10 protein-coding genes are annotated in these 15,048 nt (G+C 69.1%); 4 read left to right on the top strand and 6 right to left on the bottom strand.

Going from position 1 to position 15,048, the window contains the following annotated elements:
* Positions 1-65 precede the first annotated feature (65 nt).
* Both cobN and cobO read left to right on the top strand, forming a co-directional pair.
* Entirely contained in the window at positions 66-4,037 is a 3,972-nt protein-coding gene (gene cobN / locus K244_RS0104260) for a cobaltochelatase subunit CobN (protein ID WP_020185008.1), read from the top strand.
* Between the two features lie 11 nt (positions 4,038-4,048).
* Positions 4,049-4,651: a cob(I)yrinic acid a,c-diamide adenosyltransferase gene (gene cobO, locus K244_RS0104255; RefSeq protein ID WP_020185007.1), complete on the top strand. Its 603-nt coding sequence runs from the start codon at positions 4,049-4,051 to the stop codon at positions 4,649-4,651.
* A 134-nt stretch (positions 4,652-4,785) separates the two neighbouring features.
* On the opposite strand, the gene K244_RS0104250 is transcribed toward cobO, so the two are convergent.
* From K244_RS0104250 to K244_RS0104225, 6 genes are all read right to left on the bottom strand, one after another.
* On the bottom strand, positions 4,786-7,107 hold the full coding sequence (locus tag K244_RS0104250) for a N,N-dimethylformamidase beta subunit family domain-containing protein (protein ID WP_020185006.1): 2,322 nt from the start codon (positions 7,105-7,107) through the stop codon (positions 4,786-4,788).
* A gap of 63 nt (positions 7,108-7,170) precedes the next feature.
* Positions 7,171-8,811, bottom strand: coding sequence for a branched-chain amino acid ABC transporter permease (locus K244_RS0104245; RefSeq protein WP_020185005.1), 1,641 nt, complete (start codon positions 8,809-8,811; stop codon positions 7,171-7,173).
* A gap of 2 nt (positions 8,812-8,813) precedes the next feature.
* Positions 8,814-9,695 (bottom strand): branched-chain amino acid ABC transporter permease, encoded by an 882-nt coding sequence (locus tag K244_RS0104240; protein ID WP_020185004.1) that lies wholly within the window; start codon positions 9,693-9,695, stop codon positions 8,814-8,816.
* 4 nt (positions 9,696-9,699) lie between these two features.
* Positions 9,700-10,458: an ATP-binding cassette domain-containing protein gene (locus K244_RS0104235; RefSeq protein ID WP_020185003.1), complete on the bottom strand. Its 759-nt coding sequence runs from the start codon at positions 10,456-10,458 to the stop codon at positions 9,700-9,702.
* A complete protein-coding gene (locus K244_RS0104230; RefSeq protein WP_036306209.1) occupies positions 10,455-11,213 on the bottom strand; it encodes an ATP-binding cassette domain-containing protein in 759 nt (252 codons plus the stop codon). The genes K244_RS0104235 and K244_RS0104230 overlap by 4 nt, the downstream gene beginning before the upstream one ends.
* Complete coding sequence (locus K244_RS0104225) at positions 11,213-12,499, bottom strand: ABC transporter substrate-binding protein (RefSeq protein WP_024816301.1); 1,287 nt, start codon at positions 12,497-12,499, stop codon at positions 11,213-11,215. The genes K244_RS0104230 and K244_RS0104225 overlap by 1 nt, the downstream gene beginning before the upstream one ends.
* Positions 12,500-12,745: 246 nt before the next feature.
* On the opposite strand from K244_RS0104225, the gene K244_RS0104220 reads away from it, so the two are divergent.
* A complete protein-coding gene (locus tag K244_RS0104220) occupies positions 12,746-13,516 on the top strand; it encodes a response regulator transcription factor (RefSeq protein ID WP_020185000.1) in 771 nt (256 codons plus the stop codon).
* Positions 13,509-15,035, top strand: a complete 1,527-nt coding sequence (locus tag K244_RS21460) for a hybrid sensor histidine kinase/response regulator (protein WP_020184999.1) — start codon at positions 13,509-13,511, stop codon at positions 15,033-15,035. Before K244_RS0104220 ends, K244_RS21460 begins: the two co-directional genes overlap by 8 nt.
* Positions 15,036-15,048 lie beyond the last annotated feature (13 nt).

Genomic DNA, 15,048 nt, shown 5'->3' with positions numbered 1-15,048 from the left:
TCCCGGCTCTGCGCGGCTGCGCCGCGCCGGCCGGGACGACGCGCGCCTCCATCGAGGAGATCTGAATGCACCTCCTGAAGGCCCAAGGGCAGCCGATCGGCGACGGGACGGAGGCGGTCGATCTCGACCTGACGCCGGCCGACGTCGTGATCGTCTCCGCGGCCGACACGGAGATCGCGGGCCTTGCCCGCGCGCATGCTGCGCTCGGCGACGGGGCGCCGTCGCTGCGGCTCGCGAGCCTGCAGAAGTTGCGCCACAACATGTCGGTCGATCTCTTCCTCGAGAAGACGGTCGCGCGCTCCAAGCTGCTGGTGCTGCGGCTCCTCGGCGGCGCCGCCTACTGGCCCTACGGGGTCGAGGAGGCGGTCCGCATGGCGCGGCGCCATGGCGTCAAGCTCGCGGTCATGCCCGGCTGCCACAACGCCGATCCCGACCTTATCGCCCGCTCCACCGTGCCCTTGGACGAGGCCGACCGGCTGTGGCGACTGCTGGTGGAGGGCGGGCCCGCGAACGTCGCGGCGGCGCTCGACGCCTGCCGCGCCTGGGTCGACGGAGCGCCGGTCGGCGCCGAGCCGATCGCGACGCCCGCCGCGGGCCTCTACTGGCCAGGCCTCGCCGCGCCGGACCTTGGCTCAATCGCCGCTCAGTGGCCAGAAGGCGCGCCCGCGTCGCCGATCGTGTTCTACCGCGCGCAGTACCAGGCCGGCGACGTCGCTGCGATCGACGCGCTCATCGCGGCGCTGGTCGCCCGAGGCCTCGGGCCGCTGCCGATCTTCGTCTCCTCGCTGAAGGAGGCCGCGGCCGCCGCCTTCGTGCGCGAGACCTTCGCGGCCGTCCGCCCCGCCGTGGTGCTGAACACGACCGTGTTCGCGGTGTCGAAGCCCGGCGCGGTCTGGGCCGCGACGCCGCTCGATTCGGCGGACGCGCCGGTGCTGCAGGTCGCGCTCGCCGCCATGGACCGCGCGACCTGGGAGGCCTCCCCCCGGGGCTTGAGCGCGCGCGACCTCGCCATGGGCGTGGCGTTACCCGAGATCGACGGCCGTATCTTCACGCGCGCCATCGCCTTCAAGACCGCCGGCCGCGTCGACGCCGCGACCGAGACGGAGATCGTCGCCTTCGAGGCGGCTCCTGACCGCGTGGCTTTCGTGGCCGACCTCGCGGCGAACTGGGCGCGGCTGCGCACCACGCCGCGGACCGACCGCCGGGTCGCGCTGATCCTCGCCAACTACCCCACCGGCGCGGCGCGCCTCGCCAACGGCGTCGGCCTCGACACGCCCCAAAGCACCGCCGTGATGCTCGACGCCCTGCGCTCCGCCGGCTACGCGGCGGGGGGCGCGCCGGAGACCGGCGCCGCGGTGGTGGAGGCGATGACGGCGGCGCTGACACGCTCCACCGCTTGTCCCGGCGAAGGCCGGGACACGAGCGCGGCGCTTCTCCACCTCCCCGCCTACACGCGCTTCCTCGCCGCCCTCCCGGACGCCGCGCGGAACAAGATGCGCGACCGCTGGGGCGCGCCCGAGAGCGATCCGACCTTCGACCGCGCCGCCGGCGGCTTCCGCCTCGCGCTGCGCGTCTACGGCAACCTCGTCCTCGGCGTGCAGCCCTCACGCGGCTTCGACGTCGACCCGAAGGCCGCGCATCATGATCCAGACCTGCCGCCGCCCCATGGTCACCTCGCCTTCTACGTCTGGCTGCGCGAGGTCTTCGGCGTCCATGCAGTCGTCCACGTCGGCAAGCACGGCAACCTCGAATGGCTGCCGGGCAAGTCGCTGGCGCTGAGCAGCGCCTGCTACCCCGAGATCGCGCTGGGGCCCCTGCCCCACGTCTACCCCTTCATCGTGAACGACCCCGGCGAAGGCGCCGCCGCCAAGCGCCGTGCGGCGGCCGTGATCATCGATCACCTCACGCCGCCTCTCGCGCGCGCGGACGGAACCGCTGATTTGCGCGAGGTCGAGACGCTGGTGGACGAATACGCCGAGGCGCAGGGGCTGGACCCGCGCCGGGCGGCAAGCCTGGGCAAGGAGATCCTCGCCCGCGCGGCGAGTCTCGGCCTCGACCGCGACTGCGGCTTCTCGATCGCCGACGACCCCGACGACGCCCTGACCAAGCTCGACGCCTTCCTGTGCGAGGTGAAGGAGCTTCAGGTCCGCAACGGGCTGCATGTCTTCGGCCGCTCGCCGACAGGCGCGAAGCGGGCCGAACTGCTTGTCGCGCTGGTGCGCTCCCCACGCGGGGCGCGGCCGGAGGACGCCTCGCTGACGCGGGCCTTGGCGAGCGATCTCGGGCTCCACGGCTTCGACCCGCTCAGGCCCGATTTCGCCGCGCCTTGGACCGGCCCGCGGCCCGTGGCGCTGGTCGAGGTGTCCGACGAGCCTTGGCGCACCGTGGGCGACACGGTAGAGCGGCTGGAGCGCCTGGCGTTGCGGCTGGTGGAGGCGAGCGCGGGGATCCCTCCTCGCGCCGAAGGCGTGGGGAGGGTGGCGCCGCCGGAGGCGGCGTCGGGTGGGGTCGCGGGCGTAGAGCTCAGTCCCGACGCCCACCCCACCCGACCCGGCTTCGCCGGGCCACCCTCCCCTGTCCCAGGGGAGGGATCGCGGGCCGTCCTCCATGAACTCGCGACCGTCGTCGCGCCGCGCGTCGACGTCTCCGGCGCGGCCGAGATCGACGGCCTGCTGCGCGCGCTCGACGGGCGCTTCGTGGCGCCCGGCCCGTCCGGCGCGCCGACGCGGGCGCGGCTTGACGCGCTGCCCACGGGCCGCAACTTCTTCGCGCTCGATCCGCGCTCGGCCCCGACCGAGGCCGCTTGGCGGCTGGGGCGGACGGCGGCCGACGTGCTGTGTCGCCGGCACTTCCAGGATCAGGGCGAGTGGCCGCGCCGGCTCGCCATCTCCGCCTGGGGCACCGCCAACATGCGCACCGGCGGCGACGACATCGCCCAGGCGCTCGCGCTGATGGGCGTCGCCCCGCAGTGGGAGGCGGGCTCGTCCCGCGTGGTGGGGCTCGTTCCGCTGACCTTGGCCGAGCTTCGGCGCCCGCGCGTGGACGTGCTGTTCCGCATCTCCGGCTTCTTCCGCGACGCCTTCCCGTTCCAGATCGACCTGATCGACGAGGCCGTTCGGCTCGTCGGCGCGCTGGGCGAGGACGACGAGGCCAATCCGATCCGCGCCCGCCTGCGCACTGAGGCGGAGGCCGGCCGCGCCGGCCACAGCGTGTTCGGGGCGGCGCCCGGCGCCTACGGCACGGGCCTCGCGCCGCTGCTGGACGCCGGCGCCTGGGAGACCCGCGCGGATTTGGCCGAGGCCTATCTCACGGCGAGCGGCTTCGCCTACGCCCAGGGCGTTGAGGGAACGGCGGCCCGGGCGGAGCTGAACGCGATCGCGCAAGGGGTCGACGGCGTGGTGCAGACGCAGGACGCCCGCGAGTTCGACCTGCTCGATTCCGACGACGTCCACGAGTTCGCCGGCGGCCTCTCCGCGGCGGTGGAGGCGCTGAAGGGCGTGGCGCCTGCGATCTACCACCTCGACACCTCCCGGACCGAGACGCCGGTGGTGCGCTCGCTCCAAGAGGAGATCGCGCTGGTGGTGCGGGCGCGGGCGACGAACCCCAAGTGGATCGACGCCATGCGCGAGCACGGCCACAAGGGCGCGGCGGAGATGCTGGCGACCGTGACGAACCTCTCGGGCTTCGCCGCCACCACCGACGTCGTCGGCTCGCACCAGTTCGACGCGCTCTACGGCGCCTATCTCGGCGACGAGGCGGTGCGCGGATTCATCGCGGAGGCGAACCCCGCGGCGCTCGCCGCCATGGCCCGCGCCTTCCTGGAGGCGGAGCGCCGCGGCTTCTGGCGGCCGACCCGCAACAGCGCGATGGCGCAGTTGGAAGCGCTAGCGATCCCTCCCCTGGGACAGGGGAGGGTGGACGGCGAAGCCGGCCGGGTGGGGTTCGCCGCCGGACTGCGCTCGACGTCGAAGACCCCACCCGACCTCGACCTGACGGCCGAGGCCACCCTCCCCGCGCTGGCGCGCGAGGAGGGATAAAGGAGAGCCCGATGACCGAAGATCTCGCCCGCCACGCCGAGAAGATGAAAAAGCGCAAGGAGCATCAGGACAAGATCGTCTCCGAGCGGCAGGTCGAAAAAGGGCTGCTGATCGTCCACACCGGCAAGGGCAAGGGCAAGTCCACCGCCGCCTTCGGCATGGCGATGCGCGCCATCGCCCACGGCCAGAAGGTCGGCGTGGTGCAGTTCATCAAGGGCCCGTGGGAGAGCGGGGAGCGCGACCTGCTGCGCAGGTTCCCGGATCAGGTCGAGGTGCACGCCATGGGCGAGGGCTTCACCTGGGAGACGCAGGACCGCGAGCGCGACATCCGCGCCGCGCAGGAGGCGTGGGAGATGTCGAAGCGCTTCATCGCGGATCCCTCGATCAAGATGGTGATCCTCGACGAGCTCAACATCGTGCTGCGCTACGACTACCTCGACCTGAAGGAGGTGCTCGCCGCCATCGCGGCGCGGCCCGAGGGCTGCCATGTGGTCGTCACCGGCCGCAACGCCAAGGACGAGATGATCGAGATCGCCGACCTCGTCACCGAGATGACCCAGATCAAGCACCCCTTCCGAGATGGCGTGAAGGCGCAGGCGGGAGTCGAGTTCTAGCGCGGAAGCCGGGGACACAGAATGAAGCGACGCTCTGCGTCGATGCGATCTATCGCGTCGTCATTCCGCCAAGGCCGCGATACGACGCGAGGCTCTCCCTTAGAGAGCCAGGATTTGCGAGCTCACGCCCGCCCTCACTTCCACTGCTTCTCCTCGTTCACCCAGAACGATCCCGGCAGCAGTCCGGGCTTAGTGAAGGCGTCGACCAGATTGCCCAGCAGCTTCGAGATGTTGTTGTCGAAGCCGTTGATCGGCAGCGCCTGGCAGAAGGCGATCGAACCGGTGCTGAACACGGCGCCGTTGTTGGGCGTCGGGAAGTACACGAGGTCGGCGCGCAGCCGGTAGTCCTGCGAGCCGGCGAGGCCGGGGTACGGGTAGAGGATCTCCTCGATCGACAGCATGTAGTTGTCGCTGTGGCCGCCCGAGGAGGCGATGATCTTGGCGTGCGGCGGCGTGCCGAGCGTGAGGTCGTAGCGGTCGAGTTCGAGGCCCGCGGCGCCGCCGTAGGCGAGGCCGAAGTCGCCGATGATCTCGCCCTCGATGCCCTCGAACATCCAGTCGACCGTGCGGTGGTAGCTGTCGGGCATCCGGCGGAACGGCCGGCTGGTCTCGAAGCCCTCGCCGATGAACCCGACGCCGAAGGTCTTCTGCGGCGGACGGCCGAGGTTCTTCCAGAGCCCGCTCTTCTGCCCGGTGGTGGCGAGATAGTGCTCGCCCGGCCGCGCCTGCCAGGCGCGCATGCCGGAGTCGAGCTTGCGCACCTCCATCACCCAGGGCTCCTCCTCCCGGAACGCCACGTTCCAGTAGAAGCCGTTGCCGCCCATGTAGATGAAGCGCCCGCCGCCGGCGACGTAGTCCTCCATCGCGTCCAGCATCGGCTCGGAGGTGTATTCGGGGTGCGAGCCGGTCAGCACGCAGGCGTAGGGCTCGATCGCCGCCAGGCCCTCGCGGTGCAGGTCCTCATCGGTGACGACGTCGTAGTCGTAGCCCTTCGTCTCCAGCCAGGCGAGGATCGAGAGGTCGGCGGGAAACGCCCAGGTGACGCCCATGCTCGACATGCGCGCCTTGGGCCGCATGTTCAGGATCGGGCGGCGGTAGGAGGTGTAGCAGACGCCGTTGCCGTCGGCCCAGCTGTCGTAGGTCGAGAAGCCGAACTCCCAATTCTTGTACATCTCGATGTCGATTTCGGTGACGATCGGCGGCTGCCCGGTCATCGGCTGGATGATCTGGGCGTCGAAGCTCAGATGCTCGTTGGCGTAGGCGAGATAGGTCGCGGTCGGGAACAGCAGCGCGACCTTGCCCTTCGGCGTCTTGGGCCGGACGAAGAACACGACGTACTCTTCCGCGAGGCCCTTGCCCGGCCCCGCCCGCAGGCGGATCGCGTAGCAGCCGCTCTTGAGTTCGTTGGGCAGCCGGACCGTCCGTGTCTTCTCCCAGTTCGAATCCACCACCTGGTCGTAGTGGAACTCGACCCCGCCGTACTCTTGCGGCGCGAGGCGGAAGCAGTCGTTGCGGCCGTTCCAGTTCCAGCCGGTCTGGGCGCGCACGGGACGGTTGAAGCCGAGCGCGTTCAGCCTGTGCGGGCCGACGTCGATCACGACGTCGCCGATCCCCTGGTCGGTGTAGCCCGCGGTCGTGTCCCAGTAGGCGACGAGACCGTCCGGCTTCGGCGGCTTGCCGTCGCGGATCTCGTCCAGTTCGGCGCGGGTCAGGGCGCGGCCGTAGACGCCGGGGCGGTCGATCTTGCCGCAGTAGGTCTCGGAGACGAAGGCGCCGCGGGTCTCGTGGAAATCCTGCGAACCGGCGATCAGGAACGGCGTTTCGGCCAGATGCTTCGGCCGGAAACGAAAGGTCTCGGTGACGTGGCTGCGGTACTCGATCGGGCAGACCTTGCCGAGCAGGCTGTTGTACCGGTTGGCGACGCTTTCCTGATAGATCTCCGTCCGGCCGGTCTTGGGATCGTAGCTCGCGGCGACGAAGTACCACATCTTCACCAGCAGCGGGGCCTCCGCCTGGATGTAGTCGACCTCGCTCCCCTGCCCCACCCAGAACTCCAGATGGCCGCGCTGGTTGATCCCGAGCGAGTAGCCGAAGTTGCGGTCGTTGTTCCAGCGCGCAAGCAGGCACTGCCGCAGGCCCGCGTCCGGTATGCCGGGGAAGATGAAGGCGAACAGCGTGATCGGCCCGTCGAGCGCCAGCACGTTGGTGGGGTCGTCGACCTTCAGGTAGGAGCCGACCTGGGTGTACTGCTTGCGCACGGCCCAGGCGCCGTCCGCCTCGCAAGCCACCTCCTCCTCGATGAAGCCGGGGCCGTCGGGATGCTCGTCGCCGTGGATCAGGCGCACGAGCTTGGCGTCCGCTGTCTCCACGCCGTCGGCCGAGACGTGGATGTCGATGCTCTCGCCCGGCTTCACCGAGATCTTGTCGGCGTAACCGAACAGTTTCACCTGGGCCATGTCATGCTCCGAAACGCGATCGCCGAGCGCCGTCGGCGGCGATGATCAGGACTCGAGGAGATCTCAGGACTCGAGGAGATCCTGGACGCGGCGGAGGAAGACGCCGTGATAGGCCTCGTCCGTCGACGTGTAGATCTTGTCCTCGACGATGCGCGGCGCGACGCCGCGCTGCCCCGAGAGGGCGACGATGCGGTAGGCCTTGAACGGCTCAACAGCCACGATCGCGTACTTGTCGTTCTGGGGCGCGCGGCGGAAGTAGAGCAGGAGGCGCTCCAGCGGCTCGCTGTGCTGGCCGAGCGGCTTTTTGCGGTGCTCCTCGATCAGCTCGGGCGAGATCACCGTCTTCAGGAACTCGCGCTGCATCTTGTCGTAGCGGCGCCAGTACAGAAGGTCCTTGTCCTTGGTCTCGGTGGCTTCCTCAGGCAACATCTCGCCTCCTTTCTCGGCCCGCATGGACCGGCGTTCGCTCTTCTTCTTGTCGCGCCAGGCCCGGAACTGGGCCTTGATGCCGAACAGCCCGCCTTTCAGGAACAGCACCACCCCAAGCATGATCAGGCCGATGAGGATCAGCCGAAGCGGGCCGGTGGAGAGCAGCACCTTGTCGAGCAGGATCACGATTGCGGTGCCGACCACCGCGCCCTCGGCCCGGCCGATGCCGCCGATGACCAGCATCGCGAGCCCGAGCAGCACCGTGTCGAAGCTGAAGATCGAGAACGACACGCCGCGGTAATGAGCGGCGTAAAACCCGCCGATGAAGCCGAGCCCGATCGACGAGATCACGAACACCCAGATGCGAGCGCGCCGAAAGTCGACGCCGGTCGCCTCCGCGAAGGCTTCGCGCTTCTCGGGCGCCATCTTCAGGATGCGTCCGAGCCTGCGGCCGTCGATGAAGCGGTAGAGCGCAAGGCCCGCCAGCATCACGCCGAAGCAGGCGTAGTAGGCGAGCAGCGACTGGTCGTACTGGTCCCACCCCTGCGGGATGTACGTATCGGCGCCGTAGAGCCCGCCGGTCGAGGAGCCGAACTGCTTCGACTGCAGCGTGTAGACCCGGCAGAGCTCGTTCAGGCCGATGGTCAGCAGCGCGTAGTAGAACCCGTCGAGACGGATCGCGGGCACGGCGATGATCATGCCGAACACCAGGCCGATGCCGGCGCCGACAAGCGGCAGCGCCCACCAGGGCAGGCCAAGGTTGATCGACAGCCACGACGTCCCGAACGCCGCGGCGCCCACCACGGCGTAGCTCGCCAGCGAGTAGATGCCGGCGGTGCCGATGATCAGCATCCAGCAGAGGTTGATCGCGGCGTAGATCGAGAAGGTCGCGCCCGCCGTCAGCAGCGTGTTCTGGAACGACGTCGGCATCACCAGCGGCGCCAGCATGAAGGCGAGCAGGCCGAGCACCCACCAGATCGGCCGCTTGTCGACGATGGTCTTCTCGAGACGCATCGTCTTCGGATTGTAGACGCTGCGGATGTTCAGCGCCCGCCGGCGCGTCCCCCAGTAGCGGAAGCGCGGCCAGGTCAGGCCGCCGTGGCCCGGCCACTTGTAGTAGTAGCGCAGCCGCCCGACCGGCAGCATCGTCGCCTTGGACGTGGTGGTCTCGTCCCACACGTCCTGCGGGCTCTTGTGCGGGATGGAGGGGACCTCCTTCTCCGCGCCTTCGACGCCCCAGAAATAAAGCGGATTGCGCCAGGTATGGCCGGTCATGCTCAAGCTTCCCGAGCGCGGTCGAGGATGCCCGCGATGCCGCGGGGACGGACGAGCAGGATCAGGATGATCAGGATGAACTGGGTGATCAGGACGTACTGGCCGCCGAGCAGGCGGGCGGTGAGCGCCTCGTTGAGGCCGAGGATGATCGCCGCGATCACCGCGCCGCGCACGCTGCCGAGCCCGCCGCAGAGCGCGATGCTGACGCCCTTGATCATCGGCGCGAGCCCGCCGAAGGGCGAGATGTAATAGGTCTGGGACAGCAGCACCGCCGCGAGGCCCGCGAGCCCGCCGGTGATCGCCATCACGTAGAAGCCGGTCTTGCGCACCCCGATGCCGACAATCGAGGCGGCGTGCGGGTTCATCATCATCGCCCGGATCTCGAGCCCCCGCCGGCTCGATCGCATCCAGAGCAGCACCGCGGTCACCACGACGATGGAGACGACGACGTTGCCGATTTTGTCGGAGGTCAGGACGATCCCGCCGACGTTCACCTTCCAGAAGCCGAAGATGTCCGGCAGGTTCTTCGACCGCGGGCCGAAGAAGTAGAGCAGCGCCTGCGTGCCGATGAGGCTGATGGCCAGCGTCGCGATCAGGCCGCGGACGGTGAAATTCGGCTTGTCGTGGATCGGGATGAAGGCCAGCGCGCAGACCAGCAGCCCGCCGAGCGCGCCGGTCAGGACGCCCGCGGTGAGCACCACCACGCCGTTGGTCGAGACGTACTGCGAGGCGAGCCAGGCGCCGTAGCCCGACAGCGCGAAGATGAAGCCGTAGCCGAGGTTGATCAGGCCGACGCTGGACCAGGTGATGGAGAGCCCGATCGCGAGCGTGCCGTAGATGCAGGCGAGCACGATCGCGTTGGTCAGGATGAAGCCGACGTCCATGGGATCAGAGCTCCCGGCGGGTCTGGAAGGACAGCGACGCCGAGGCCTCGCCCTTGAGCTTGCCGACATGCATGCCGATGACGCGGTCGACGCGGCCTTCGAGCAGCGCGACGTTCTGCTCGGCGATGATCATCGCGGACTGGCCGAGCTCGACGTCGAACAGAGCCTCCATCACGCCCTTGCCGATCTTGGGCGCGAGGCCGAGCGAGGGCTCGTCGACGAGGAACAGCGAGGCGTCCGCCATCAGCCCGCGGCCGATCGAGACCATGCGCCGTTCGCCGCCGGACAGCCGGCCGACCGGGGTCTTCAACAGCTTCACGAGAGGCGGGAAGATCTTGAGGATCTTCTCCTTGCGCTCCTTGCGCTCTTTCCAAGCGCGCGGCGTGAAGGCGCCGGAGTCGAGGTGCTCCTCGACGGTGAGGCCGTGGAAGATCTCGTCGCCCTGCGGAATGAGCGCGAGGCCCTGGCGCACCACGAGGTGGGTGTAGCGGCCCGGACCCTGGCTGCGCGTCCGCCCGACCTCCACGCCGTTCAGCAGGATCGAGCCGCGCTGCCAGCCCGTGAGCCCGGCGATCGCGTAGAAGAGGGTCGACTTGCCGTGGCCGTTCAGGCCAACGATGCCGACCCGCTCGCCGGAGTAGACCGACAGGTCGAGGTCGTGGATGACGCGCATCGGGCCGTAGCCGGCGGACAGGCCCTTGACCTTCAGGATCTCGCGCCGCTCCGGCGCCGCTGCCGGCGAGACGGCGGCGGGGGCGCTCACGCGGCGTCCCCTTCGCCGGGCCCTTCGAAGTAGGCGGCGTGGACCTTGGGGTCGGTCAGGATGTCGGCGAGCGACCCTGAGGCGATAACGGAGCCCGCATCCATCACCATCACGCGGTCGGCGATGGTCTCCAGCAGCTCGATCCGATGCTCGACGATGACGATCGCCACGTTCATCTCCTTCGAGAGCATGCGGATGAGGTGGTCGATCTCGTCGACCTCGGAGTTGATGAGGCCGGCCGCGGGCTCGTCCATCAGCAGGATCGCCGGGCGCCGCATGAGCAGGCAGGCCAGCAGCAGCTTCCGCCGGTTCATGGTTTCGAGCTGCGCGGTCGCGTCATCGTGGTCGACGTGCAGATGCACGAGTTCCGCGCCGTACTCCGCGTCGAGCCGCGTCAGATAGGGGCGGTAGGCCTGACGGGCGGCCTTGAAGGTCTGGCCGACCGTCAATTCGTCGGGCACCACCGGGGTCTGGTAGGTGCGCCCGACGCCGAGGCGCGCCCGCGCGTGCAGCGGCAGCCGGGTGATGTCCTCGCCCCTGAAGGTCACCCGCCCGCTCTTCGGCCGCATGCGGCCCGAGAGCACCTCGAACAGGCTGGTTTTGCCCGCGCCGTTCGGTCCGATGATCCCGAGCACTTCGCCGGGACGGACGCTCAGGCTGATTCCGTGCAGGATCGAGCGGCCGCCAAGATCGAGCGTGATGTCCTCGCACGCGAAGAGCGGCGCGTCCGAAACGCGCGCCGCAGGCGCCGCCATCAGCTCCACCACGGCGCGGGCTTGAGCGCCGATTCCTTGATCTCGTACGGGTAAATGATCTTATGCTCGACGTCCTGAACCTGGACGTAGAGCTGGCTCATGCCCTTCTCGAGCTCGGTCGCCGTGACCGCGAAACCGTTGTCCGGGAAATGCCCGGACTCCTGGTACTCGTTGTTCATGTCCATGTAGCCGCAGACCCCGCGGTAGGGGTGCGTGCGAATCCAGTCGCACACGGCCTTGAAGTTGGAGGGATCGCCCGTCGCCTCCCACGCGGCCTTCAGATAGTAGGCGATGTCGTAGCCGTTGCCGGTGTAGACGAGGCCCATGATGCCGGGGAAACGCTTCTTGTACTTGGCGCGGAAGGCGTTGCCCTTCTCGTCGGCGTAGACGCCGAGCACCGTCGACCAGCAGAAGCCGTTGGCCGCCTCCCCCGCGAGCGTCAGGAACTCAGGCTGCGACGGGCCGTACTGAAGATAAACCAGCGAGTCCGGCACCGGATCGGCCTGGAACTGTTTGCAGAAGGCGGCGTATTCGGCGGCGACCCAATGGTCGATCATGATCGCGCCGGCGTCGACCTCCTTCAGCTCCTGGATCACCGGGCCCCAATCCTGCACCGGGAACTGGATGTCGGTGATCTTGGCGACCTCGAAATCGCTCTTCTTCAGCGCCTCCTGGGCCGCGCGCGAAATCGTCTGGCAGTAGGCGACCTGCTCCTGGACGATGTGCACCTTGCGGTTCTTCGGCTTCCAGGCGCCGGAGCTCTCCATCGCCTTCAGCCAGATCGGGTAGGTGTAGCCGTAGTGGACTTCCGACGGGTCCGTCTGGAAGACATGGCTGTACTTGTCCGGATTCTTCTTGAACGCCTCGGTGGCGGCGCGCTGCGTATTGCCGTTGAGATAGGGGCACTTGTACTTGGCCGAGGCGTCCATCGCCGGGATCGGCACGAACACGAAGGCGTTCGAGATCGCGTGCACCTTGGCGTCGACGCAGGCGGCGATCGCCTGCTGGCAGCTCTCGGGAGAAAGCTTGTCGACGTCGGTGACGTAGAGCTTGAGCGGCCGCCCCAGGATGCCGCCGGCGGCGTTGATCTCCTCCATCGCGAGCGTGGTGCCGTTGAGGTGATCGAGGTCGTCGGCCACGCCCGCGGCGGCCGTCTGCGAGGTCGGAACGCCGAGCAGGATCGGCTCGGCCGCCCAGGCCCGCGAGATGAAGGGGGCTGAGAGCGCCGCCGCGGCGCCGCCCGCCGCCGTCGCCTTCACAAGTGTCCGCCGCGTGATGTCTTTCATCGTGCCGCCCCCAGGGTCGCGTTAAACGATCGCGAGATCACTACGCATTACGTCTAGCTCTCTGGGCTAGAGGCTAGGCGGCGGGCTTTTAGAGTGTCAACTGCATTTCGTCCCACGAAACGAATTTTCTTTTGCGCTCTGTTCTACGCCTCTCTGCGTTTGGCGCCTCGGTTCGCCTAAGCATGAGGCAGGCGTCTTCCCAAAGTGGCTATTGAGTAAGCTAGCCAATTCGTTTAGATCGGAACCATGCTGAACTCCCTCGAAAGCGTCGACCCCAAGCTGAGGCGCTGCGGCCGCGCAGGCGGCGCCGACCACGCGCCGCGTTCCGACGCTTCGCGCGAGGCCCCTGCGGGCGCGCGGCTGAAGGTCGTGATCGCCGACGATCACTGGATGGTCCGGCAGTCGCTCAAACAGGTCATGGAGCGGCTGGAGCAGACGATCGAGATCTACGAAGCGGAGAGCTTCGCGGAGGCTGCGGACACGCTGGCGCGCCATCCCGACGTCGATCTCATGCTCGTCGACCTGGTGATGCCGGGGTTCGAGGCTTTCGCGGGGCTGCGCCGACTGCGCAAGGAGTTCCCGACCGTCCCGCTCGTGGTCGTCTCGGTGCACGAGGACGTCGAGCACGTCATGCGCTCGGTCGAACACGGCGTCATCGGCTACATCCCGAAGTCGGCGGGCGCGCCCGAAGTGGAGCGCGCGCTGGAGCGCGTCCTCGCCGGCGAGGTGTCGTTCCCGCGCCGCATCATCGAGCGGTCGGCCCCCGGAACGTCGGCCGACGCGGCGCCCGAGCCGGCGTCGGACGCGCAGGCTCTCACCGACCGCGAACGCGAGGTTCTCGAGCTGCTGGGACGGGGCAAGTCGGTGCGGAAGATCGCGGAAGCATGCGGCGTCGCGGAGCAGACCGTGCGCGTCCACCTGCGCAACGCGATGAAGAAGCTGAACCTGCCCGACAGATCCGCGGCCCTGCACTACGCCATGAGCCTGTTCGGCGGCGCCAACCCCGGCCGTGGCTGACGGAGAGGCTGCGACGGAGGCGAACGCCGGTCGCGTGTTCGCCGGTTTCAACGCTTTGCCGAACGGGGCCGCGGTCTGGGACGAGACGGGCGCCCTGCTCTTCGCAAACCGCGCGTTCCGCCAGAGCTTCGACTTCGCGCTGCCTGTCGGCCTCCCCTACGCGCGCTTCCTGACGGCCGTCGCGGCCTCCCGGGAGTGGCGGCTGCCAGTTCCGCCGGAGCTCTGGATCGCGGACCAGGCCGTGGCCTTCGGAGACGAAAGCGAAGCCGACTACAAATCGGCGGACGGGCGCGTCGTCCGGATGTCGATCGCCCCCGTCGACGGCGGCGGCGCCGTCACCATGCTCTCGGACGTAACCGCCGCGGAGCGCCGGGAGGCGACGCTGCTGGCCGCAAAGGAGAAGGCCGAGGCCGTCGACGAGGCGAAGTCGCGCTTTCTGCGGGCCGCCAACCACGACCTCAGGCAGCCTCTCGCGGCGCTGAAGATCATGATCTTCAATTGCGTGCGCGAGACCGACGAGGCGCGCCGTCGCGAACTGCTGCACGGCATGGACGTGTCGGCGTCCGTGATGGAGGACCTGCTCGGCGCGCTGCTGCAGATCGGACAGTTGGACGCCGGCCGGATCAAGCCCCGGATCGCGACGTTCCAGCTGTCGACCCTGTTCGAGCGTCTGGAGATCCAGTTCCGGCATCAGGCGGCGGACAAGGGCTTGCGCCTGCGGATCGTCGGCGCCCGCGCCGCGGTGTCCAGTGACCGCGCCCTGCTCGAGCGGATCCTCAGCAACATCGTCGCCAACGCGCTCCGCTTCACCGACGTCGGCGGCGTGCTGGTCGGCTGCCGGCGGCGCGGCGACGGGCTGCGCATCGACGTCGTGGACACCGGGCGCGGCGTCCCGCCGGAGGACCAGGAGAGGATCTTCGACGAGTTCTACCGCGCGGCGGACGACCGGCGGCTCGAGAAGACCGGCCTCGGCCTCGGCCTCAACATCGTCAAGCGCCTGTCGGACCTGCTCGGCCATCGGATCCAGCTGAAGTCTGCGCCGGGCGCCGGGTCGCGCTTCTCGGTGTTCGTGCCGCTCGGCAACGTCTGGCACAGCGAGGTCGTGGAGACCGAGGTCAACGAGGCGGTCGCCGGAGAGTTCGTCGGCGCGCCCATCCTGCTCGTCGAAGACGATGACGCGCTGCGGGAGGCGATGGGCCAGCTGCTCGACCGCTGGGGCGTCGACCGGCGCTCCGCGGCGGGAGCGGAGGAGGCCGCGGCGATCGTCGCCGGCGGCTTCCGGCCACGGCTGATCATCGCCGACTACAGCATCCGCATGAGCACCGGCCTCGACGTGATCGCCCACGTCCGGGCCGTGTCGGAAGCGGAGATCCCCGCCTGCATCATCACCGCCGACGCGGAGCCCGGCGTCGTCGAGCGGGTCCGCGCCGCGGGCGTGCCCCTGATGGTGAAGCCCGTCAGCCCACCCCGGCTGAGGGTGATGATGCACCATCTGCTGTTCGAACGAGACCCCGTCTGAACACCGAAACGCC

Source organism: Methylopila sp. 73B, assembly GCF_000526315.1.
Taxonomy (GTDB): domain Bacteria; phylum Pseudomonadota; class Alphaproteobacteria; order Rhizobiales; family Methylopilaceae; genus Methylopila.
Note: the sequence above shows the minus strand (reverse complement) of the source record. Positions and strands in the feature narration are given on the sequence as shown.